The sequence below is a fragment of the Tahibacter harae genome (genome assembly GCF_024437735.1).
Classification (GTDB): domain Bacteria; phylum Pseudomonadota; class Gammaproteobacteria; order Xanthomonadales; family Rhodanobacteraceae; genus Tahibacter; species Tahibacter harae.
This window is the reverse complement of sequence record NZ_JANFQO010000014.1, coordinates 111039-133689: the sequence shown is the minus strand read 5'-3', so window position 1 is coordinate 133689 and position 22651 is coordinate 111039. Positions and strand designations below refer to the sequence as shown.

Annotated in this window: 21 protein-coding genes; 11 read left to right on the top strand and 10 right to left on the bottom strand. The window is 68.8% G+C overall.

The window, feature by feature from the left end; all coding sequences use genetic code 11:
• Nucleotides 1-272: 272 nt before the first annotated feature.
• Both NM961_RS15605 and NM961_RS15600 read left to right on the top strand, forming a co-directional pair.
• Nucleotides 273-758, top strand: a complete 486-nt coding sequence (locus NM961_RS15605; protein ID WP_255915334.1) for a hypothetical protein — start codon at nt 273-275, stop codon at nt 756-758.
• Nucleotides 758-1747 (top strand): GlxA family transcriptional regulator, encoded by a 990-nt coding sequence (locus NM961_RS15600; protein WP_255915333.1) that lies wholly within the window; start codon nt 758-760, stop codon nt 1745-1747. The genes NM961_RS15605 and NM961_RS15600 overlap by 1 nt, the downstream gene beginning before the upstream one ends.
• Before the next feature lie 443 nt (nt 1748-2190).
• Here the strand turns inward: NM961_RS15600 and NM961_RS15595 are convergent, their stop codons facing one another.
• The 5 genes from NM961_RS15595 to NM961_RS15575 form a co-directional block, all read right to left on the bottom strand.
• Nucleotides 2191-3060 carry a nitrilase-related carbon-nitrogen hydrolase gene (locus NM961_RS15595; protein ID WP_255915332.1) on the bottom strand — a complete coding sequence of 290 codons (870 nt, stop codon included), beginning with the start codon at nt 3058-3060 and terminating at the stop codon, nt 2191-2193.
• A 154-nt stretch (nt 3061-3214) separates the two neighbouring features.
• Nucleotides 3215-4051, bottom strand: coding sequence for an aldo/keto reductase family protein (locus NM961_RS15590; protein WP_255915331.1), 837 nt, complete (start codon nt 4049-4051; stop codon nt 3215-3217).
• Between the two features lie 243 nt (nt 4052-4294).
• Nucleotides 4295-5323: an aldo/keto reductase gene (locus NM961_RS15585; RefSeq protein ID WP_255915330.1), complete on the bottom strand. Its 1029-nt coding sequence runs from the start codon at nt 5321-5323 to the stop codon at nt 4295-4297.
• A 132-nt stretch (nt 5324-5455) separates the two neighbouring features.
• On the bottom strand, nt 5456-6757 hold the full coding sequence (locus tag NM961_RS15580) for a hypothetical protein (RefSeq protein ID WP_255915329.1): 1302 nt from the start codon (nt 6755-6757) through the stop codon (nt 5456-5458).
• Nucleotides 6754-7341, bottom strand: coding sequence for an RNA polymerase sigma factor (locus tag NM961_RS15575; protein ID WP_255915328.1), 588 nt, complete (start codon nt 7339-7341; stop codon nt 6754-6756). Before NM961_RS15575 ends, NM961_RS15580 begins: the two co-directional genes overlap by 4 nt.
• Nucleotides 7342-7842: 501 nt before the next feature.
• Here NM961_RS15575 and NM961_RS15570 point away from each other — a divergent pair.
• From NM961_RS15570 to NM961_RS15560, 3 genes are all read left to right on the top strand, one after another.
• The gene (locus NM961_RS15570; protein ID WP_255915327.1) at nt 7843-8541 is read left to right on the top strand and encodes a glutathione binding-like protein; all 699 of its coding nucleotides are present in this window, start codon (nt 7843-7845) and stop codon (nt 8539-8541) included.
• Between the two features lie 211 nt (nt 8542-8752).
• Nucleotides 8753-10177, top strand: coding sequence for an outer membrane protein assembly factor BamB family protein (locus NM961_RS15565; protein WP_255915326.1), 1425 nt, complete (start codon nt 8753-8755; stop codon nt 10175-10177).
• Between the two features lie 69 nt (nt 10178-10246).
• Nucleotides 10247-11125: a DMT family transporter gene (locus NM961_RS15560; protein ID WP_439334220.1), complete on the top strand. Its 879-nt coding sequence runs from the start codon at nt 10247-10249 to the stop codon at nt 11123-11125.
• 3 nt (nt 11126-11128) lie between these two features.
• Here the strand turns inward: NM961_RS15560 and NM961_RS15555 are convergent, their stop codons facing one another.
• Nucleotides 11129-11896, bottom strand: a complete 768-nt coding sequence (locus NM961_RS15555; RefSeq protein WP_255915325.1) for an MmcQ/YjbR family DNA-binding protein — start codon at nt 11894-11896, stop codon at nt 11129-11131.
• A 121-nt stretch (nt 11897-12017) separates the two neighbouring features.
• The gene (locus NM961_RS15550; RefSeq protein WP_255915324.1) at nt 12018-12341 is read right to left on the bottom strand and encodes a hypothetical protein; all 324 of its coding nucleotides are present in this window, start codon (nt 12339-12341) and stop codon (nt 12018-12020) included.
• A 161-nt stretch (nt 12342-12502) separates the two neighbouring features.
• On the opposite strand from NM961_RS15550, the gene NM961_RS15545 reads away from it, so the two are divergent.
• The 4 genes from NM961_RS15545 to gloA2 all read left to right on the top strand — a co-directional run bounded on the left by NM961_RS15545 (nt 12503) and on the right by gloA2 (nt 17167).
• On the top strand, nt 12503-13069 hold the full coding sequence (locus tag NM961_RS15545) for an RNA polymerase sigma factor (protein WP_255915323.1): 567 nt from the start codon (nt 12503-12505) through the stop codon (nt 13067-13069).
• Nucleotides 13066-13521: a hypothetical protein gene (locus NM961_RS15540; RefSeq protein WP_255915322.1), complete on the top strand. Its 456-nt coding sequence runs from the start codon at nt 13066-13068 to the stop codon at nt 13519-13521. The genes NM961_RS15545 and NM961_RS15540 overlap by 4 nt, the downstream gene beginning before the upstream one ends.
• A 135-nt stretch (nt 13522-13656) precedes the next feature.
• Entirely contained in the window at nt 13657-16545 is a 2889-nt protein-coding gene (locus tag NM961_RS15535; RefSeq protein WP_255915321.1) for a PKD domain-containing protein, read from the top strand.
• 217 nt (nt 16546-16762) lie between these two features.
• On the top strand, nt 16763-17167 hold the full coding sequence (gene gloA2, locus NM961_RS15530) for an SMU1112c/YaeR family gloxylase I-like metalloprotein (RefSeq protein ID WP_255915320.1): 405 nt from the start codon (nt 16763-16765) through the stop codon (nt 17165-17167).
• 39 nt (nt 17168-17206) lie between these two features.
• On the opposite strand, the gene NM961_RS15525 is transcribed toward gloA2, so the two are convergent.
• Together NM961_RS15525 and NM961_RS15520 are read right to left on the bottom strand one after the other, a co-directional pair.
• Nucleotides 17207-17491, bottom strand: coding sequence for a hypothetical protein (locus NM961_RS15525; RefSeq protein ID WP_255915319.1), 285 nt, complete (start codon nt 17489-17491; stop codon nt 17207-17209).
• 237 nt (nt 17492-17728) lie between these two features.
• The gene (locus NM961_RS15520; protein ID WP_255915318.1) at nt 17729-19333 is read right to left on the bottom strand and encodes an electron transfer flavoprotein-ubiquinone oxidoreductase; all 1605 of its coding nucleotides are present in this window, start codon (nt 19331-19333) and stop codon (nt 17729-17731) included.
• 262 nt (nt 19334-19595) lie between these two features.
• On the opposite strand from NM961_RS15520, the gene NM961_RS15515 reads away from it, so the two are divergent.
• Nucleotides 19596-20102, top strand: coding sequence for a hypothetical protein (locus tag NM961_RS15515; protein WP_255915317.1), 507 nt, complete (start codon nt 19596-19598; stop codon nt 20100-20102).
• Nucleotides 20103-20246: 144 nt separating this feature from the next.
• Here NM961_RS15515 and NM961_RS15510 read toward each other — a convergent pair whose 3' ends face one another.
• Complete coding sequence (locus NM961_RS15510; protein ID WP_255915316.1) at nt 20247-21047, bottom strand: GntR family transcriptional regulator; 801 nt, start codon at nt 21045-21047, stop codon at nt 20247-20249.
• A 142-nt stretch (nt 21048-21189) separates the two neighbouring features.
• Here NM961_RS15510 and NM961_RS15505 point away from each other — a divergent pair, with 142 nt between their 5' ends.
• Complete coding sequence (locus NM961_RS15505; RefSeq protein WP_255915315.1) at nt 21190-22593, top strand: amidase; 1404 nt, start codon at nt 21190-21192, stop codon at nt 22591-22593.
• The last annotated feature ends 58 nt before the right edge of the window (nt 22594-22651 follow it).

Sequence of the window (22651 nt, the reverse complement as noted above, 5' to 3'; positions counted from 1 at the left end):
CTCATCGAGGCGCCCGCGATCGTTGCATTCAGCGTGCGTGGGCTGATCTTTTTCTGCACGAGCCGCGCAGTCGGCAATTGAATTCCGCGCTGCCGGTCCCCATGCGCCAGTAGGCATCGGGCGCGACGGCAGCGGCTGCGGCGCCGGTTGCGGATTCCGTCACGGCGGCGGAAATCCCCTGGCGGAATTCACCATCAGGATTGCGATTCCGCCACCGGCGCCGCAGGCTGGCGAGACCTAGCATGGTTCCACCCTCCCCAAGGACACGAGCCATGAAAACCGCCTCCCGACTGATTTCCCGTCCCGTGCTGGCCCTCTGCGCCGGCCTGCTGCTCGCCGGTGCTGCAGCGGCGGCGGATATTGCCATCGACCAGAACGCCGCCGAGCCGCTGCCCGGCCGCGATTACAGCATGCGGCTGGACCTGGCCGCGGCCCGCTTCGAGCAGTACGACGCCCGCGACGGTGCGGTCCATAGCCGCGTTTTCAGCGCCGAATGCGCGGCCAGCCTCGCACCCGGCCTGTGGCTGGCAGTGCCGGCCGAAGGCGGCCGGCTGGATCTGCTGCCGCTGGGCGGCACCGAAGCCGGCGCCCGCGCCACCCGTGTCGACGCTGGCTGCCGCACCGCACCGGGCCAGGCCGCGACGCTGCCGCCGGCGCTGCTGCAGCAGATCGCCGGGCAGGGCGGCGGTGTCGTCTTTGTCGACAATTCCAGCCTGGTCCAGGCCGGCCGGATCGCCGCGGTTCACGGAGCCGACTGATGGCGCTGCGCATCGGCATCCTGGTGCATGAGTCGGCCATGCCGTCGACGGTGACGGCGCCGCTGGACACCTTGCGCACGGCCAACAAGCTGGCCCATGTACTCAATCCCGGCGCGCCGCCGCCGCTGAGCGCGCGCCTGGTCGCGGCGCGCGCCGGCACCGTGCGCCTGGCCCAGGGTGTCAGCTTTGAAGCGGAGCTGGCGCGGCCGGACGAGCTGGACGTGCTGCTGGTCAGCGCCATCGACTACAACAACGTCGGCGACCTGTGCCGGCGGCTGGACAACCTCGTCGCCGAGCGCGTGCTGCTGCGCCGCTGCGCCGAAGCCGGCCTGCGCATTGCCACGACCTGCAACGCCATGCTGCTGCTGGCCGAAGCCGGCCTGCTCGACGGCCGCCGCGCCACCACGAGCTGGTGGCTGGCCAACCTGGTGCGCGAACGCTATCCGGCGGTGGAGCTGGCGGTCGAGGAAATGCTGATCGACGACGGCGACATCATCACCGCCGGCGCCTCCACCGCCGCCTACGAACTGGTATTGCAGATGGTGGAATGGGCCGGCGGCAAAGGCCTGGCCCACAACGTCTCGCGCCTGATGCTGGTGGACCGCGAACGCCAGAGCCAGGCGCCCTACATCAGCATGGCCCTGGCCCAGCGCCCGCGCCAGGGCCTGAGCGAGCGTGCCGAAAAATGGCTGCAGAAGCGCCTGCACGAAACCATCAGCGTGCGCGACCTGGCGGATCATTGCCGCGTTTCCGAGCGCACTTTGCTGCGGCGTTTTCATGAGGATTTCGGGGCTACGCCGCTGGAGTATGTGCAGAAGCTGCGAGTGGAGCGGGCCAAGGCGCTGCTGGAGACCACGCACCTTTCGTTTGAAGAGATCGTGGGGCGGTGCGGGTACCAGGATGTTTCGAGTTTCCGGCGGCTGTTCAAGCAGGTGGTGAGCATGACGCCGAATGATTACCGGGGGAGGTATCGCCTCAGGGGGCGCTGAGTTGAGGGCTCTGGCGGTGCCTGTCTAGCGGTGGTTCTGGATGTTTGTGGTGCGGCGTCGGCACCTGCGGCGAAACGGGTCGCCGTTTTCGGCATTAACCGTTGCGTTTCGTTGAATTGCGGCGCGGAGAAGCCCTCTTCCCCAAGCGCGTTCTACGCGCTTGGGGAAGAGGGGCGGCGCTTCGGTTTGCGATATGGTCCGGTTTTCGCGCTGTTCTTCGCGTGTTGAAGATTTTGGCGAAAATACAAGCGGCGAGGGGCGTTGGTCGTTGCCCCCTCGCCCCAGCCCTCTCCCCCAAGCGAGCTTGGGGGAGAGGGGGCTTTCCGCTTTTTCTCGAAGAAATCCGGCGAATTTTACTTGCCATAAGCTTCAGGTTCCGCCGCACGTTCACTGCGAATTCCGAAGCCGGGCCCGAGCCCGAATCCGAGCCCTAACCCTGGCCGCTACGGCGCCACCAGCGCCCCATAGCTGTCCGGGCGCCGGTCCCGGTAGAACGCCCATACGTTGCGCACTTCGCGGATCTGGTCCAGGTCCAGCTCCGCGGTGACCAGTTCGGAGCGGTCGCGCGAGGCGGTGGCGAGCATCTGGCCGCGGGGATTGCAGAAGTAGCTCTGGCCGTAGAACTCGCCGATGTTCCAGGGGGCTTCGGTGCCTACGCGGTTGATGGCGCCGACGAAATAGGCGTTGGCGACGGCGTGGGCAGGTTGTTCCAGTTTCCACAGGTATTCGGACAGCCCGGCGACGGTGGCCGAGGGGTTGAATACGATTTCGGCGCCGGCCAGGCCCAGGGCGCGGGCGCCTTCGGGGAAGTGGCGGTCGTAGCAGATGTAGACGCCGATGCGGGCATAGGCGGTGTCGAAGACGGGATAGCCGAGGTTGCCGGGGCGGAAGTAGAACTTCTCCCAGAAGCCGGGGGCGCAGTGGGGAATATGGTTCTTGCGGTATTTGCCCAGATAGCGGCCATCGGCGTCGACGACGGCGGCGGTGTTGTAGTAGACGCCGGTGGTGTCTTCCTCGTACAGCGGCACGACGATGACCATGCGGTACTGCCGTGCGAGTTCGCACATCAGCTGCGTGGTGGGGCCGTCGGGAATTGCTTCCACCGCGTCGAACCAGCGCGGGTTCTGTTCGGCGCAGAAGTACGGGCCAGTGAAGATTTCCTGCATGCACAGGATCTGCACGCCTTCGCGGGCGGCCTGCTCGATGAAGCCGACAGTCCTGGCAATGTTGGATTCGCGGATGATGGGCAGCGGTTCGTCGGCGGCGCAGGCCATGCGGGTCTGGATCAGGCCGCATTTCACGAGCTTGGGCATGGGAACCTCCAGGGCGGGACGCGGGGCTTATCCTAGCGCCGTCGCGGACAGGCCTGGTGCTCGGGTGCCGGGCGCGGCTGATATGGCCGTTTCCTGACCGGATTCCACGCACGACAATGGCGGCGATACCGGGGAATGCCGGTGGGGTGCGCGGCTAGAGCAGCGCCGTGATGGCGCCGGCCTCTGCATCCGTCAGCGCGAAATCGAAGATGGCCAGGCTTTGCTGCATATGCGGCAGCGATGTGGTGCCGGTCAGCGGCACCACGTCCTGCTGGAGCAGGTAGCGGAACAGGATCTGTGCCGGCGTGCGGTCCAGCGAGCGGGCCGGGCCGGTCACGGCCGGGTCGGCGAGCAGCTGCGGATTGGCGCTCAAGGTCCAGAAGCTCTGGTAGACGATACCCTCGCCGCGGCAGTAGGCACGGATCTCGCTGTCATAGCCGGTGGCGGCGTAGAAGCGGTTCTGCACCACGGCGGGTTTGATACGCGCTTCGCGGTCCAGGCGGCGCAGTGCGTCGGGCTCGTAGCAGTTGCTGATGCCGAGCTGGCCGACCTGGCCGCTGTCGGCCAGGGCTTCCAGCGCCTGCCAGCATTCGCGCATCTGCCGCTGGTCCTGCAGCGGCGAATGCAGCAGCAGGCAGTCGAGATAGGGGCTGCCGAGGTTGTGCAGGGACTGGGCGAAGGATTGCCGCACCTGTTGCGCGATGCTTGCACCGGCGTCGTAGGGCAGGCGCGCCGGGTCCTGTCCGGCCAGCGGCGTGAACTTGGTCTGCAGATAAAGTTCGCCGCGTGCGCGGCGCGAGGCGCGCAGGCCGGTGCCGACGCCGGCTTCGTCGTAATGCCTGGGCTGGCAGGCGGTATCGATGCCGTCGAAGCCGGCATCGAGGGCTTCGCGCACCCAGCGCGCGGTCTGCGCTTTCTTCCAGGCCGTGCCGTACAGGATGCGCGGCACCCGCAGCCCGCTGCGTGTAAGGATGTGGCGTTCCGCCTGCATCACGGTTTCCTTGCCTGCGATCCAGGAAGACCGCGCAACAGTACTACGCGGCAAAGAATATGAAAATCATATCTGCGAAATTTATCGTACGAGAGCAAGGCTAGGTGTGCACAGCTTGCGGCCGCGCTGCGTGCATGCCCTGCCGCCTGCGCACGGCGCAACTATTTTGCAAACATCCATGCCGCAGGCCGGCGCCGCAATGACGGCGGCGCCGCCCCTCTGCATGCCAGGCCCGCCGCCGTTTCAGACTGGCGTGGGATTGCGATAGCTGAAGCCCGCCTGGTGCCAGTACGGATAGGTCTTTGTCGTCGCGCTGGCAGCGTCCAGCCGTGCGACCTGTTCCGCGCTCAGGTTCCAGCCCACCGCGCCGAGGTTCTGCCGCAGCTGTTCCTCGTTGCGCGCGCCGATGATGATGTTGCTGACAGTGGGCCGCTGCAGCAGCCAGTTCAGCGCGATCTGCGGCACGCTCTTGCCGGTTTCGGCGGCGATCTCGTCGAGCACGTCGACGACCTTGTAAAGATACTCGTCGTTCACCGGCGGGCCGTAATCGGCCGTCGCGTGCAGGCGGCTGGATTCGGGCAGCGCCGTGCCGCGGCGCAGCTTGCCGGTCAGGCGGCCCCAGCCCAGCGGGCTCCATACTACCGCGCCCACGCCCTGGTCGGCGGCCAGCGGCATCAGCTCCCATTCGTAGTCGCGGCCGATCAGCGAGTAATAGGCTTGGTGCGCCACGTAGCGCGACCAGCCATAGCGGTCGGCGATGCCCAGCGACTTCATCAGATGCCAGCCGCTGAAATTGGATACGCCGAGGTAGCGCAGCTTGCCGGCGCGGACCAGGTTGTCGAGCGTGGACAGGGTTTCTTCCAGCGGCGTGCGCGCGTCGAAGCCGTGCAGCTGGAACAGGTCGATGTAGTCGGTGCCCAGGCGCTTGAGCGCGGCGTCTACGGCGTTGATCAGGTGATGGCGCGAGGAACCGACCTGGTTCTCGCCGTCGCCGAAGCGGAAGGTGGCCTTGGTCGAGAGGATGAGCTGGTCGCGCGGACGCCCCTTGATCGCTTCGCCGAGGATGGATTCGGCCGCGCCCTTGGAATACACATCGGCGCTGTCGAACATGTTGAGGCCGGCGTCGAGGCAGATATCGACCAGCCGGCGCGCCTCGGCCACGTCGGTAGAGCCCCAGGCGCTGAACAGCGCGCCCTGGCCGCCGAAGGTGCCGGTGCCGAAGCTGAGTACGGGTACGCGAAAGCCGGAACGGCCGAGGTAGCGATATTCCATGGTGCGGGCTCCAGGTGGGATGGCGGCGCGCTGCGCCGCCGCGGGCAGATCAGGGTGGTGCCGCGGCGGCGACGATTCATTGCGACTTTGGTCGGGTGGACGGCGTTCGTTGCGCGAGGCTGCGTGGTTGTTTCACGCGGCCTCGCGTTGCGCCGCGTCGTCGTCGGCCGCCGATGACGCGCGGATGACGGCCTTCGCGCGGTGCAGGCTGCCCAGGCTCAGCGCCTCGACCAGCCGTGCGGCGAAATGCGGCGCCGCGCGGCGCCAGTGCCGATACAACAGCACACTGGCGATCAGTGCGGGCACGCCCAGGCCCAGCCAGGTCGCCAGTCCCAGCAGCTGCCACAGGTCGGCGGCGGCGAGCGCCAGCCCCAGCACCTGCAGCAGCGCCAGCGACAGCAGCGGCAGGGCGACGACGTAGGACTGCAGCAGCACTTCGCGCCGGTGCAGCGCGCGGCCCAGGCGTTCGCGCCAGGAACTGGCGTCGCCGGCGTCCGGCGCGGCCAGCGCGTCGCGCTGCTGGATCGCGGCGATGAGCCAGCCTACGGCGAGCAGGTGCAGGACGATGCCGGGAATCAGCGCACTGGCGCTGCTGCCGTGCTGCGCATTGAACACGCCGCCGCCGAGGATCAGCACGCAGATGGCGGCTATGCCCAGATCGCTGCGGCGGCAGGCGCTGCGCCGCAGCGCCTCGACAGCGGCAGGCAGCGGTGCCGCGGCGGCACGGCGCACGGCGTGCAGCGGCGCGCTGGCGAGGTCGTGCTCGAAATCCAGTTGCCGGTCCAACTGCGCGCTGGTGTGCTGCCAGTCGCCGCCGGCCACGCTGTCGCCGAAGCGGCGCAGTGCGGTCGACTGCGGCCAGCGCGATGCGGCCCAGCGCGTGACCGCGCCCAGCAGCGGTATCGCGATCAGGCCCAGGCTCAGATTGACCAGGATGACGCTGGGCGGAAGACGGCGCAGCAGATCCACGCCGGCCAGGCCTTTCACGGCGACCAGGATCATGGGCAGCCACAGCAGCACGGAAAGCTGGGCGATCAGCCGCGCCAATTGCAGGCGGCGCGCGCGCAGCTCGTCGTATTGCGTGCGCAGTCGGGCGAGCGGCTGGGCGAAGTCGATCTGCCGCAGGACGAGCCATTCGCGCGCATCGACACTGCCGGCGAACAGCGTCAGCAGCGCCAGCGGCAGCGCCAGCAGCAGATAGGGCGGATCGCCGGTGTGAGCGGTCATGAAGGCCAGCAGCGCGGCGAGCAGGCCGGCGCCGGCGAGCAGCGCCAGCCCGCGCCGCAGTTTCTGCCGCTGCAGCGCCGTCGCCGTGCCGGCGGCCAGGCGGCGGCGTACGGCGTTCACGTCCAGCTGCAGGTGCGCGTCCAGCTCGCGGCCTTGCGCAGTCCATTGCTGGCGCAGTTGGTCCAGATCCAGCGTCCGGGTGTTCATGGGCTTTCCTCCGCGGCCGCGTAGTCGCGCTGCAGCCGTTGCTTGATGCGGTTGATGCGGGTGGCGACATTGCTCGCGCCGAGGCCGGTCAGGCCGGCCATTTCTTCCTGCGAATAGCCTTCGAGATAGAGCAGGATCAGGGCGCGGTTGAGCGGTTCCAGCCGGGCGATCAGCTGGTGCAGCGCGCGCAGGTCGTCGCCCTCGGCGTCGAGTACGCGGTCGGCGGCGGCGAGGTCCAGGCCGAATTCCTCCAGCGGCAATGCATCGCGTATGCGCCGGCTTTCGCCGCGGTGGAAGGAGATGGCCACATTGATCGCGATGCGCTGCATCCAGCCGGCGAAGGAGCCGGCCGGATCGAAGCGCGGCCAGGAGCGCCAGAGTTCGGCCACCATGTCCTGGATCAGGTCGCCGCGGTCCTCGCGCCGGCGGCAATAGGCATTGGCCACTTTGTACAGAATGGCGGTGTGCTGGCGCAGCTGTTCCAGGAAGACGTCGTCGGCGGCGCGTTCGGTCATGGGCAGCGAGGCAGTGGATGCAGCCAGGCAGGCCAGGCCCGGGCTGGGAACGGGACAGAGGGGAATCATGCGCGCGGCGGCCCGGGCAGTCGGGACGGGCGCGGCGCGCGATACGGTGCGCCCGCGGGACGGGCAGGCGCAAGCACTGACTGGGTGGTACCGCAGGGCATGGCAGGTTTCCGGTGGCGGCGCCGCGACTGGCGCCTGCTGCCTGTATTCGCCGGCCGGGGCGGAAATATCACACGGCGCCGCGAAATTCTCCGCGCGGCGTGTGCCCGGCCGCCGCGGGGTTACGCGCAGCCGCGGCAGGGCGGAAGCGGCCTGCTCGCGCCGGCGCGCCGTGTTGCGGGCTGGGGCTCATCGCTGACGAAGAATTCGCTCGCGTACGGCCCGCCGCGGAAATCGGCACTCGGCATCCGGAAGCCCGGCGTCCCTTTTTCCGCCGGCCCGACGGTTGCACTGCGCGGCGCGATGGTCCCGGCGGCGGGACAGTCTTTCCCGCCGCGGCGCGGTTGAAAAACACCCGGGCCGCAGGCATACGGCGGCTTCCTTCATCGCGGATATGCACCCATGATCCAGCTCCACTACTGGCCGACGCCCAACGGCCACAAGATCACCCTGCTGCTGGAAGAGGCCGGCCTGGACTACAGCCTGCACCCGGTCGATATCACCGCCGGCGAGCAGTTCCGCGCGGAATTCCTCGCCATTTCGCCGAACAACCGCATCCCGGCCATCGTCGACACCGCGCCGGCCGATGGCGGCGCGCCGATTGCGCTGTTTGAATCCGGCGCCATCCTGGAATACCTGGCCGACAAGAGCGGCCGGTTCCTGCCGCGCACCGCGCGCGAACGCAGCCAGGTGCTGCAATGGCTGTACTGGCAGGTCGGCGGGCTGGGGCCCATGGCCGGGCAGAATCATCATTTCGGCACCTATGCGCCGGAGAAGATTCCCTACGCCATAGACCGCTATGTGCGCGAGACCGCGCGCCTGTACGGCGTGCTGGACAAGCAGCTGGGCCAGCACGAATTCGTCGCCGGCGCCGACTACAGCATCGCCGACATGGCCAGCTACCCGTGGATAGTGCCGCACCAGCGCCAGGGCCAGGATCTGGCGGATTTCCCGCACCTCAAGCGCTGGTTCGAGGCCATCGCCGCGCGCCCGGCGACGCAGCGTGCCTACGCCCGCGCCGAAGGGCTCAGTGCGCAGAACGCGGTCGGCAGCGCGGCGGCGAACAAAGTGCTGTTCGGCCAGGGCGGCAAGCCGGGCTGAGCGCGGCCGTGCGGCGCCGGCCAACTCGCGATTTGCGCAAACTCGCCGTGTCCTGAGGCACGCGGCCGCCGCGCGGCCGCGCGCCAGACTGCGCGCCGTCCGCCGCCGCGATCGGCCGCGGCGGCCTGCACGGGGAGGGAAGGTCATGCGCGGCGCAGTCGGGTCGGCAACGGCGGAATCGCACTATCCATATGTGGTTTGTTTTATTTTGATGGCAGCGCTGGCGCTGCTGCCGCGCACGGCGCCGGCGGCGGAGGATGCGCTGCTGGGCAAGTGGCTGGGTACGGCGGGTTCGGCCAAGGAGAAGATCGAGGTCGGCCTGGAGTTCCGGCGCAATGCCGAGGGCAAGCTGGCGATACTGACCACCCAGCCCATCGCCAACCTGTTCGGCACCGACATGGGCGGCGAAGTGCTGCGCGACGGCGATACGGTGAGCAGCGCGGCCATGTTCCTCAACCTGCGTCTGCACGGCGATACGCTCAGCGGCACCTATCCCGGCCCCAACAGTCCGGCCACGTTCAAGCGCGTGCGTACGCTGCCGCTCGAACCGGCGCTGCCCAGGCTGCCGACCGGGCCGGCGCCGCGCTGGGAGGCGCGGCTGAGCGGACAGGTCTATGCCTCGCCCGTGGTCGCCGACGGCGTGGCCTATATCGGCACCACCGGCGGCATTCTCAATGCAATCGATGTGCGCGATGGCAAGCCGCGCTGGGCCTTCAGCGCCGGCCGGCCCATACATGGCGCGGTGGCGGTGACGGCGGACAGCGTCTATTTCGCCGCCGACAACGGCTTCCTGTTCTGCCTCGCCCGCGCCGACGGCAAGGAGCGCTGGCGCTACACCCTGGGCGATGCCGCGGTGACGCGCGTGCTGCCGCATCCCTTTGTCTACGACTGGGACTGGCAGGGTGCCCAGCCCGTGGTGGCTGGCGATACCGTCTATATCGGCGCCGGCGACGGCGGTCTGCATGCGGTGGATGCGGCCAGCGGGCAGAAGCGCTGGCGCTTCGACACGCGCGGCCGCATCCGCAACGCCGTGGCGCTGGCCGAGGGCAAGGTCTACGTGGGCAGCGCCGATCATTTTGTCTACGCGCTGGATGCGGCCAGCGGGCGTGAACTCTGGCGCAGCGATACCGGTGCCGAAGTCGACGCCGCGCCGGTCGTGCACGCGGGCCGCGTGCTGGCCGGCAACCGCGGCGCCGGCCTGCTGTCGCTGGACGCGGCCAGCGGCGAGACGCATTGGCGCCTGTTTTTCTGGGGTTCGTGGGTGGAATCGACACCGGTGGTGCGCGACGGCGTGATCTACGTCGGCTCCTCCGACCTGCGCCGCGTCAGCGCGATCAATCCCGCGGACGGCCATGTGCTCTGGCGCAGCGATGTCTTCGGCTGGAACTGGGGTACGCCGCTGGTGACGGACAAGTACATCTACGTCGGCGCCGCCGGCGGGACGCCGTATTTCATCCGCCACCAGGCCAGCTTCAGCGTACTTGAGCGCAGCTCCGGGCGCCTGCTCACGCGCTGGCCGCTGGCCGACACGGGCGGACACCAGTGGGGCATCGCCGGTTCGCCGGCGCTGGCCGGCGACAGCGTGATCGTCGCCACCATCGCCGGCTCGCTGTTGGCGTTTCCGCTGCAACCCTAGAGGCATTCTTCCAGACAGGCGGCGGCGAAGCTGGCATTCTTCCGGCGTACTGACGACGAAAGGTGCTGCTTGCCGCTGACCGCTCACAGCAAGGCGCTGCTGCAGATCCATTTCTGCGTGGTGCTCTGGGGACTCACCGCCATCCTCGGCAAGATGATCAGCCTGCCGGCGATGGCCCTGGTGTGGTGGCGCATGCTGCTGGTCAGCGGCTTGGTGCTGCTGCTGCCGCGGGTATGGCGCAGCCTGCGCGCGCTGCCGCCGCGGCTGATCGCGATTTACGCCGGCATAGGCTGGCTGGTCGCATTGCACTGGCTGTCGTTCTATGCCGCGGTGAAGCTGGCCAACGCTTCGATCGCGGCGACCTCGATGGCGCTGTGCCCGATCTTTCTCGCCGTGATCGAACCCTGGGTCGCCGGCCGCGCACTGAACCCGCGCGAGCTGACCCTGGGCCTGTTCGTGCTGCCCGGCGTGGTGCTGGTGGTCGGCGCCACGCCGGAGGGCATGCAGATGGGATTGCTGGTCGGCGTGGTCTCGGCTTTGCTGGCTTCGCTGTTCGCCGCGTTCAACAAGCGCTATGTGCATGCGGCCGATGCGCTCAGCGTGACCGCGATCGAACTGGGCGCGGGCACCGTGCTGCTGACCCTGCTCGCGCCGCTGCTGCCGCACGACGGCGCCGCCTTCCCGCTGCCAGACCTGCGCGATACCGTGCTGCTGCTCGTGCTGGCCCTGGGCTGCACTCTGCTGCCGTTCTCGCTGTCGCTGGTGGCGCTGCGCCATATCAGCACCTTCACCGCGCAGCTGGCGATCAACCTGGAGCCGGTCTACGCCATCGTGCTGGCGGCCCTGCTGTTCGGCGAGCAGCGCCAGCTCGATGTGTATTTCTACCTGGGCGTGGCCATCATCATCGCCGCGGTGCTGCTGCAGCCGCTGTGGGAGCGGCGGCGCTAGCGGCTATTCGTCCAGTTGCGCCAGCATGCGCTTGAGCGCGAAATGCCGGTAGCTGTGCAGGGCCAGGCTGCGGATCTCCTTCCAGTTCGGTTTCGCGCCCACGCGCAGCGCGATCCAGCCGTTGTGGCCCATGTACGGCGGTATGAAGAAGCGCGCATCGCCGGTGTACAGGCCCTGCTGTTCCACGCCGACCCAGAAGCCGAAGCACAGCGCCTCGTCATAGCGCCAGGCAGTGGCGAAGGTGCGCTTGCCTACGCGCCAGGACGGCGAGCCGAAGCGCGGTTCTTCCGCGGTTTCCGGCAGCGAGAGGCAGTATTCGCGCAGTGGCTGCAGCAGCTTCTGCACCGCCGGCGCCAGCAGCGGATCGCGTTCTTCCGGCTTGAGTGCGGCCTTGGGCGGCCTGATGACGATGGTCTTGCCTAGCTTCGCCGCGAGCGCGGCCGGGGCGGCTTTTTCGTAGGCCTCGCGCACCAGCGCGGCGACCTGCTTCCAGTCCAGGCCCTTGTCCAGCTCCACGCCCAGCCAGCCGCGGTGGCCGACGTAGGGCGGTACAAAAAAGATTTCCGGCTGCATGCCCACCCACTGTTCCTGTGCGCCGGACGGCGCGCCCAGCCACAGCGCGACGCGGCCGTCGCCGTGGTGGTTGACCAGGTAGCTGGCGAAAGTCTTGCCGCGTACGCGGAAATTGGGCGAGCCGTGGGAGAGGTATTCCTCGGCCTCGGGAAAGGAAAGGCAGATTTCGCGAACGGCGGCGGCGATGTCGTTGGCCATGGCGGGCTCCGGCGGCGGCGGGGGTGAAGCTCAGCACGCCGTCGCGGCGGCGGCAAGCGCGATCCGGGCCTGATGCGCCGCGGCGCCGGCGGCGCGATCCCGGGCAGAAGCCTGCGGTGGCTCAGGCCATGCGCCGGGTGAGGCCGTAGTAGCAGAGATTGCCCAGGCCCAGCGCGCCGACGAGCACGGCAGCGGCGCCGGGCGTGATGTCCGTCCAGCCCAGCAGCTGGATCAGGCCGAAGCCGCCGGCCAGGGCGAGCAGGGTGATGCCCGAGCGCAGCGCGGCGTGGCGGCGCTGCTGTTCCTCGTTCTGCAGCAGCGAATGCAGCAGGCCGTCCGCGCCGCCGGCGCGCAGCAGCAGGATGCGCATGCGCGCATCGATCAGCAGCTTGATTACATAGGTGATGCAGAGAAACATCGTCACCGGCACCAAGACATTTTGCACTGTCATCTCCCGCTCCGCCGCCAGGCCCGTACGGCCGCTCGCCGCACAGGGATACGTCAACGCGGCGAGCGGTTGCAACCGGCCGGCACGGGGTTATTTCGGGTGTGCTGCAACCGCGGCGGCGGATTCCGTATCTTGCGCCGGATGGACGCTGCCAGCCCATGAATCCGGACCGTGAACTCGTCAGCGCCGTACTGGCCGGGCGGGCGGGCGCGTTCGAACGCCTGGTCAGCCTGCACCAGGGCCTGTGCTGGCACATCATCCAGCGCCTGGTGCGCCACCCCGAGGACACCCGCGAGCTGTGCCAGGAAACTTTCCTGCGCGTGCATCAGTACCTGCACCAGTACCGCTACGAAAGCGCGCTGAAGTCGTGGATAGGCCGCATCGCCTACGCGGTAGGACTGCGCCACCTGGAAAAGAAGCAGCTGCCGCTGCTGCAGGGAGACGCCGAGGACGAGCCGCTGGCCCTGCTGGAACGCGAAAGCGACGGCTTCGACCTGGAAGCCGCCTGGGCCGACGAGGAACTGCGCCGCCATCTGCAGGCCGCGATCGACGCGCTGGCGCCCTTGCCGCGCACCTTGCTGACCCTGTATCACCTGGATGAGCTGTCCATCCCCGAGATCAGCCAGATCACCAGCCTGGCCGCCGGCACCATCAAGAGCCACCTGTTCCGCAGCCGTCTGCGCCTGCGCGCACTGCTGCAGGACGTGGCGGGAGCGCCCCGATGAACACGCAGACACCGCGGGATCCGCGCGTGGATCCGCACGAATGGCAACTGCAGGAAGCGGCCCTGGCCCAGGAGCGCGGCGCCGCGGCTGCCGGCGACGGCGTCGGCCTGGGGCATTACCGCCTGCTGCACCGGGCGTTGCGCGAGGTACCCGCGCCACAGCTGCCCGCGGATTTCGCCGCTGCCCTGGCGCGGCGGGTGGAGCGCGAGCGCCTGCTCGACGGCCGCTGGGAGCGGCGCCTGCTCGCGGCCATGCTGCTGCTGCTGGCCGGGGCGGGCGGTGTGCAGCTGTTCCTGCACGGCGACGCCTGGCTGGCCGCCGTGCACCAGGCACTGCCGGCGCTGCCGCGCTGGGGCAACGGCTGGGGACTGCTGCTGGGCCTGGCGCTGGCCTGGAGTCCACTGTCCGGCCTGCTTCAGCGGCATTCGCGGTTGCAAAAGGTTACCCGCTAGGCCTTCGACACTGTACGGATATCCGTCTCCAGTACTGGTACTTATGGGCTATGGGTGCTGGAATAATCCGCCTTACGATCCGGTCGCGGTGGCCTGCGGTGGTGCGGGCCCGGCTTATCGTCTGGGGAGAGCGGCATGTCCAAAACAGTTCAGGGGTGGCGCCTGCTCGGCGCCGCTGTCGGTTTTTCGTTGCTGGCGCCGGCCCTGCCCGCGCTGGCCTCGCATGAGGAAGCCGAGCACATCGAGAAACTGATGCGCACGGAGGGGCAGAAGGAAAGCGAAGAGCACGAAGGCCGCGAGGAATCCTGGCAGATCGAGCAGCGCCAGTTGTGGTTCGAACGCACGCGCGGCCTGCGCAATGCGCCGGATGCGGCGCGCAACCGCGCCGAATCGGTGCAGGCGCTGCAGCAGATGCGCCGCAGCCGCGATCCGGAGCAGCAGCGCGGCGGCCTGGTCTGGGAGCCGGTAGGCCCCTCGTCCATGACCATGACCGACTGGATCATGGGCCGCGTCGCCGGCCGTATCAACGCGGTCACTCCGGTGCCGGGCAATGAGGACACGGTTTATGTCGGCTCGGCCGCGGGCGGCGTGTGGAAGACCACCAACGCCGGCGCCAGCTGGACGCCGATCTTCGACAATGTGGGCACCCTGCCCATCGGCGCGGTGACGCTGGATCCGAACAATTCCAACGTGGTATGGGTCGGCACCGGCGACAAGAACGGCGGCGGCTGCGCCGGCTACTTCGGCCAGGGCGTCTACCTCAGCGAGGATGCCGGCGCGACCTGGAACGCCCGCAACGGCGCCGGCGCGACCAATCTGCCGCTGAACATCGTCAACGCGGTCGCCATCCAGCCCACCGACAGCAACGTGATCCTGGCCGGCGGCGCCGGCAGCTGCAGCGCCTCCGGCGCACTCAGCGGCGCGGGCGTGTTCCGTTCCGCCGACCGCGGCCTGACCTGGACCCGCGTGCTCAGCACCAACGTCGAAGACATCATCTTCGTGCCGGGCACGAACACGGTCTACGCCGGCCTGATCGGCAGCGGCGTGTCCAAGTCCACCGACGGCGGCGCGACCTGGACGCCGATGAACACCGGCCTCAATGCCTCCGGCACGCGCCTGCGCCTGTCCATGTCGCCCAGCGATTCCAACACGCTGTACGCGCTGATCGGCTCGCGCCTGTACCGCACTACCAACGGCGGCGCCAACTGGACCCAGACCAACGGCTCGGCCTGCGAAGGCCAGTGCGGCTACAACCTGACCCTGTCGGTGCATCCGACCGATCCGTCCACCCTGCTGGTCGGCACCATCCGCCATTTCCGCTCCACCAACGGCGGCACCGGGCTGAGCGCGCTGACGGCGACCTGGGGCACCTCGCAGAAAGTGCATCAGGACACCCACGTGGTGCGCTATTCGGCGACCAACCCGAACCGTTTCTGGGTCGGCACCGACGGCGGCCTGTGGCGCACGGACGACGGCGGCGCGTCGTACGTGAACATGAATTCCAACCTCAACATCACCCAGTTCTACGACATCGCGGTACATCCCACCGATGCGAACATCGTGTTCGGCGGCGCCCAGGACAACGGCTCCTCCAGCCGCCGCACCAGCCTGCAGTGGGGCCTGACCTTCCCCAGCGGCGACGGCTTCATGAACGCGGTGGATCCGACCACGCCCTCGCGCGTGTTCCAGACCAGCTATCCGAGCGGCGGCTTCCCCAACATCGTCCGTTCCGAAGCCAACGGCAGCCTGGGCAGCTTCCAGAGCGTGCCCACCGCCGGCATGACCTCGTCCAGCAGCTTCCCCTGGGTCACGCCCATGGCGGTGGCCGGCAACCAGCTGTTCGCCTCGTCCAATACGCTGTACCGCATGCCCACCAACGGCAGCAGCTGGACCGCGGTTTCGCCCAACATGGGCAGCGCCGCTTCGGTGGTGACGCCGCAGCTCATCGGCGTGCTGATGCCGACCTATGTCGGCACCTCGGGCGGCCGCATCTATTTCAGCCCGGATGCCTCGGTACCCACGCCGACCTTCACCAACGTCACCGGCGACTACCCGGGCGGCATCGTCTCCGACGTGGCCATGGACCCGACCAATGCGCAGCGCGCCTTCATCACGCGCTCGGGCTTCGGCGCCTCGCGCCTGTACCGCACCACCACCGGCGGTACCACCTGGGCCGCGGTCGGCGCCGGCCTGCCCAATGTGCCGGCCAACAGCGTCGTGGTCGATCCGGGCAATACCAACCGCATCTTCGTCGGCACCGACATCGGCGTGTATGAAAGTACCGACGGCGGCGACAACTTCAACGCCTTCTCCGCCGGCCTGCCGCTGGGCCTGGTGGTGACGGATCTGGAGATCGACAACGATCCCTACGTGCTCACCGCCGGCACCTACAGCCGCGGCGCCTGGCGCGTGGTGCTGGGCAGTTCGCCGACGAATGCACCGCCGACGGTGGACTTCAGCGCCAGCGTCAACGACCGCACGGCGACCTTCGACGACACCTCGCTGGATTTCGACGGCACTATCGTCTCCCACAGCTGGAACTTCGGCGACGGCAGCCCGGTTTCGACCGCGGCCGACACCAGCCACACCTACGCAAACTACGGCACCTACACCGTGGCGCTGACCGTGACCGACGACGACGGCGCCAGCGCCAGCTATTCGCGTGTGGTGCGCCTGTTCGCGCCGCCGATTCCGCTGGTCAACGGCGTCAGCGTGCCGGGCCTCAGCGCGCCGCAGGGCGACGAGCTGCGCTACTCGCTGCAGGTTCCGGCCGGTGCGACCAATGTCAGCTTCGTCACCACCGGTGCCGGCGGCGAGGATGCGGACCTGACCGTCAAGCTCGGCGACGATGTGATCTGCGAATCCGCCGGCGCGACGGCCGACGAGAGCTGCAGCATTCCCAACCCGGCGGCGGGCAATTATCTGGTGATCGTGCTGGCCTACTCGGCCCTGTCCAACCAGACCATCACCGGCACCTACACCGTGCCGGATTCGATCTTCGCCAACGGCTTCCAGCTGCCGTAAGCGGAAAGCTCCAGCAATGACGCAGCGGGGCGGCGATAGCCGCCCCGTTTCGTTTGCGGGATCGGGTCGGCGCCAGTGGCGCGGGACTGGTCGTGGCTGCCCTGTGCACTTGCGGGACAGCCATTGGGCAGCCTGGAAATTCCCGGGATACCCAACGCTCCCGCACCCGCGGCCAAAGTCGCCTGGCGCCGCCCGCCGCCGCGCGGCAAGATGCGGCATGCTCAAGCGCCTGCACCATGTCGCGGTGATCTGTTCGGACTACGCCCGCTCGCGCCGTTTCTACGTCGAAGTGCTCGGCCTGCGCGTGCTGGCGGAAAATTTCCGCGCCGGCCGCGATTCCTGGAAGCTGGACCTGGCCCTGCCCGACGGCGGCCAGCTCGAACTGTTCTCCTTTCCCGCGCCGCCGCCGCGGCCTTCGTACCCCGAAGCCTGCGGTGCGCGCCATATCGCCTTCGCCGTGGACGATGTCGCCGCCTGCAAGGCGGCGCTGGAGCGCCACGGCGTTCCGGTGCAGGAAGTGCGGGTGGACGAATATACCGGGCGGCGTTTTGTATTTTTCAGCGACCCGGACGGGCTGCCGCTGGAGTTGTACGAAACAGCTGCGTCGGCGCCCGAGGTCTGAGAGCGGCGGCCGCATCCGGGATGCGGTGGCAGCCCTGCTTCAATAGTCCAGATGGCTGCGCCCGCCGCCGAGCAGGAACAGGCGGTCGGCGAATGCGATCACGCGCGCGTCGCCGGCATCGGCGAGGTTGGTGTCGGCGCGCAGGAACAGGCCGTAGCGGCCGCGCCAGCAGAATTCCACCAGCAGCGTACTGCCGTCCTCGCGGCGCGGCCGGTAGCGCAGCGGCGCGACACCGTCGCGCAGCAGGGCCTCGGCCCTCTGTGCCACGTCGTTCCAGTCCTCGATGGAAACCTGCTGCGCCCAGGTTCCGGGTGCCGGCTGCATGCCTCCCATGTCCGGCCAGCAGTCGGTGAACAGGCATTTCCAGCCTGCAGCCCGTGCACTCGCCCGACCTGGCTGAGGTAATTGAGGAACAGGCGGGTTCCACTGCCGCGCAGATCGAATGCCATGCCCGGCGGCGGTTCCAGCGCCAGTACGCGGTCGGGCGGCTAGCGCCGCGGCCGCGGCGTTGCGATTGCGGCCGCGGCGGCGAGCGCACGCCGCCGGCGCCAGCGATCGGGCTCAGAGGTTCTGGTAATTCGGTCCCGCGCCGCCTTCCGGCGTTACCCAGTTGATGATCTGGTACGGGTCCTTGATGTCGCAGGTCTTGCAGTGCACGCAGTTGGCGGCGTTGATCTGCAGGCGCTTGCCGGTTTCGTCCTCGACGATCTCATACACGCCGGCCGGGCAGAAGCGCTGGCAGGGGTTCTGGTATTCGGCGGCGCAGGTGGTGACGCAGATGTTGGTGTCCAGCACCTTCAGGTGTACGGGCTGGTCCTCGTCGTGCTCGGTCGCGGCAAAGTACACCGAGGCCAGGCGGTCGCGCGGCGGCAGGGTGCGTTCGAGGAAATCACGCTTGGGTTGTTCGTACTGGCCGATCTTGTGCAGCTGCTTCCAGTCGGCGTGGTTCTTCAGCGTCCACGGCGACAGGCCGGCGGTAAGGGTTTCCCAGCCGGCGTTGGCCAGGCCCAGCCACAGGCCCTTGTGGAAGCCGGGTTTGATATTGCGCACTTTGTGCAATTCTTTCACTACTGCAGAAGCGCGCAGTTTTGCATCCCAGCCTTCGCTGGTGCCGGCCGCGGCGACGTGTTCGGCGGCCAGCATGCCCGAGCGCAGCGCCTGGTGGGTGCCCTTGATCTTGGGCACGTTGAGCAGGCCGGCGGCATCGCCGATCAGCAGCGCGCCGGGCATCTCGCACTTGGGCAGGGACTGGAAGCCGCCGGCGACGATGGCGCGGGCGCCGTAGGAAATGATGCTGCCGCCTTCAAACAGCGGCTTGAACTGCGGATGGTTCTTGATCTGCTGGAACAGCTCGAACGGCGACAGCAGCGGATCGGAGTAATCCAGGCCGGTGACATAGCCGACCGCGACGCGGTCCTTGTCCAGGTGATACAGGAAGCTGCCGCCGTAGGTGGCGTTGTCGGCCGGCCAGCCCAGGGTGTGTACGACCTTGCCCGGCTCGACCCGGCCCGGCGGCAGCTGCCACAGTTCCTTGATGCCGATGGACCAGGTCTGCGGATCGCAGTCCTTGTCCAGGGCGTACTTGGCGATCAGCTGCTTGCTCAGATGGCCGCGCGCGCCTTCGCCCAGCACGGTCAGCGGCGCGGTGATGTCGATGCCCTGGGTATAGCCGGACTTGTGCGATCCGTCCTTGGCCACGCCCATGTCGCCGATGCGCACGCCGCAGACGGCGCCGGCCTCGTTGAACAGCGGCTCGGCGGCGGCGAAGCCCGGGTAGATCTCCACGCCCAGCGCCTCGGCCTGGGGCGCCAGCCAGGCGCACAGCGCGCCCAGCGAGACGATGAAATTGCCGTGGTTGTGCATCTGCGGCGGCACCACGGGCAGCTTGACCGCGCGGTCCTTGTCGCGGATCCAGTACATCTCGTCCTTGGTCACCGGCACGCAGATCGGCGGCGGGTTCTTGCCCCATTCCGGCAGAAGCTCGTTCAGCGGCTCGGGTTCGATCACCGCGCCGGAAAGGATGTGCGCGCCTACCGTGGACGCCTTTTCGATGACGCAGACGCGGATGTCCGGCTTGAGCTGCTTGAGGCGGATGGCGAAGGCGAGGCCGGCGGGGCCTGCGCCCACGGTGACCACGTCGTATTCCATGACATCGCGTTCGCTCATGGCGGACTCCGGCTAGAGGCGAGGAAAGAGGCTGATTGTCGGGGTTCGGGCCTGGGTGGAGCAATCCATGCCGCAACCGCCGCGCCCCGACCGGCGGCCGAGGCCGCCGCACGCGGCTTCCGCTACGCTACGCCGGCGGATCGCATCCTGGGGAGGGGCGTTCCGCGCCCATTTCCACGTCCTCTGCCGTTTCCTGGGCCGCTCTGCCGGTCCGGTGCTGCCGTGCGCGTGGGTCCGTGACTTAACAGGGGAAGCGTCCACCATGTGGCGAGTGATTGTTGCCGTGCTCGTGCTCGGCTTTGCGGCTTACAGATTCGTCGGCAAGACGCCGGCAAACGGTGCGGGAGCGGCCGCCGGCCAGCCGGTGTATGAGGGGTATCTGGAATTGCGCATGCTGATGAAGACCGAGCAGCGCGAGATCGAACTGGTCGCGGTCGAGGAAAAACCCTACGCCGCCGATTGCGAGAAGCACGACGCCGGCAGCCGCATCGCCGCGCTGTGCCCGGGCGGCGGCAAGAACGGCATTGGCTGTTCGCTGAAAAGCCAGGAATGCTCCAGCCAGGTCGAGCCGCGCTATCAGAAGATGCTGGACGGCCTGCCCGTCAGCACCCACTACGCCCGCGTGGAGACCAATGACCGCGGCAGCACGCCGCGCCGCGCGGTGGTGCTGGGCTGGGGCATGACCGAAGAGGAATCGCTGCAGCTGTGCACGGCGATCCGCGAATCGGCCGGCAAGCGGATCAGCGGCGGCACGGTCAGCTGTATCTGAGGCGGTGCGGTGCATCCGGCGGGCTGCGCCAAGGCGGTCCGCCGGTGTCTATGAGGCTGAGAGCGCGGATGCTTGCGCCGGGGCAGATGCTGCCTGCGGCGGGCTCGCCGCAGTCCGGCGGAAATCCAAGCTGCGCGTTCGCGGCTACACGCCGCGCATCACATCCGAGCGCTCATAGCGCGTGATGTAGGAGAACACATCGCCCGGATGCAGGGTGACGGCGACCAGCAGGATGCGGCTCTTGGGATCGAAATAGCGCCGCAGCGTGCGCAGCGCCGGCGTGCCGGGTTCCACTTCGAGCTGGTCGGCCTGTTCCGCATCCAGCGCGACGGCGGAGAGGCTTTGCTCGACCAGGCCGACGCGGGCGAACAGCTCGCCCTCGATCAGCGCGCGCATGGCGTCCTCGACCCGGGCAAAGCCCGGCGGCAGGCCCTGCATGCTGGCGCGGCGGTATACATCGGTAATACAGAACGGCTTGAGCATGCGGCGCTGGTAGCGGATGCCGTGCAGCAGCACACATTCGGTGCCGGCGCGCACATCCAGCCAGCCGGCCAGGGTGGCGTCGGCCAGGAGGCGGTCGCTGTGGCGCAGCTGGAAGCGCGTGGCCTGGGTGTACTGCAGCAGGTCGTCGATGGAACGCACGTACTGGTTGTAGCGTACCTGCGGCTCGGCGCTGCGCACCTTGGTGCCGGAGCCGCGCCGGCGCGCGATCAGGCCCATTTCCTCCAGCGTGCGCAGGGCTTCGCGCGCGGTGTAGCGGCTGATGCCGAAACGTTCGCACAGCTGGGCCTCGGTCGGCAGCATGCCGCCGACGGGATGGTCGCCGCGCTTGAGCTCGTCGCGCAGTTCGTCGGCCACCTGCAGATAGCGCGGCTTGCGCGAGGAACGCAGCCCGCGGCGCGCGGGCAGGCTGGGGGGATCGGAGCGCTGGCTGTCGTCGTTCATCGGCGGTGCGGCAGTCCGTGCGGGGCCTGTACGTTCGTGTAGGCGGAATCCTAACGTCCCGGCGGGAAAAATACTGCGCAGCGACTTGCTTAATGCGGCGTATGCACCGACGCTAGCGCGCCCATTGCACAGGGAGGTAAGGATGACCACTGCGACACCGACCGGGCTGGATCCCGCGCGCGTACGCGCCGCCAGCACCTGCCAGACCTTGCACTGGCTGGCCTCGGGGCGCATCGACGCCGCACAGCTGACCGACATTTACCTGGACGCGATCGCCGCGGCCAATCCCCGCCTCAATGCTTATATCGGCCTGGACGCCGCCGTCTCGCGCGCCCAGGCCGCGGCCAGCACCGCGCGCCGCGCGGCCGGGCGCCTGCTGGGCCGGCTCGACGGCATTCCGGTCGCGCTCAAGGACAATCTCGATGCCGCCGGCTGGCCGACCACAGCCGGCCTGCCGGCGCGGCGCGGCCGCATCGCCAGCGAGGACGCGGCCGTGGTCGCGCGCCTGCTCGGCGCCGGCGCGGTGGTGCTGGGCAAGACCAATCTCGACGAAGGCGTGCTCGGCGCCGCCACGCAGAACCCGCACTACGGTGCGACGCGCAATCCCTGGCAGCCCGAATACGGCGTCGGCGGTTCCTCCGGCGGTGCCGCGGCGGCGGTCGCCGCCGGCCTGTGCGTGGCGGCAGTCGGTTCCGACAGCCTGGGTTCGGTGCGCATCCCGGCCAGCCATTGCGGCGTATTCGCGCTCAAGCCCACCCACGGCGAGATTTCCGCCCGCGGCCTGGTGCCGGCGGCGCGGCGTCTGGATACGGTGGGCCTGATCGCGCGCAGCGTGGATGATCTGACCGTGCTGCTGCAGGTGCTGGCCGGCTACGATGCGGAAGATCCGCGCTCGCGCAAGCGCCGCGTGGCGCTGGCGCCGCCGGACTGGGAACCGGGCCGGCTGCGCACCGGCGTGCTGGGCGGCCTGGCCGGGCTGGGCGCCACGCCGGAAGTGCTGGCCGCATTCGAGCAGGCCCTGATCAGCCTGCGCCAGGAACTGGGCGAGCAGCGCGCGGTGGATTTCTCCGACTACCCCCTGGCGCGCGCGCGCCGCGCCGGCCTGCTGCTGATGGAGGCCGAGATGCGCCAGACCTTCGCCGAGGACATCGCCGACACCGCGCAGCCCATCTCGCCCGCGTTGCGCGGCCTGCTCGATTTCGCCGCGGGCAAATCCGCCGCCGACTATGTCGCCGCCGACCGCATGCTGGATGCCTCGGTGCTCAAGGCGCGGCGTGTGTTCGCCGAGGTCGACGTGCTGGTGCTGCCGACCACGCCGGCGCCCGCCGCGCGGCTGGACGAACCCGAGCCCGCCGACCAGGCCCAGTTCACCTGCTTCGCCAGCCTGGCCGGCTGTCCCGCCGTGAGCATTCCCATGGGCCGCGCCAGCAGCGGCCTGCCGCTGGGCCTGCAGTTCGTCGGCCCGCCCGGCTCGGACCTGCGCCTGCTGGAACTGGCCGAAGTCTGTGCGGCGGCGCTGGACGGGGCGCCGGAGTACCCGGCTTAGCCGGGTACGGGATCGGGGATTCGGGATTGAGGATTCGCGGAGGCGGGGCGGTGCAGGT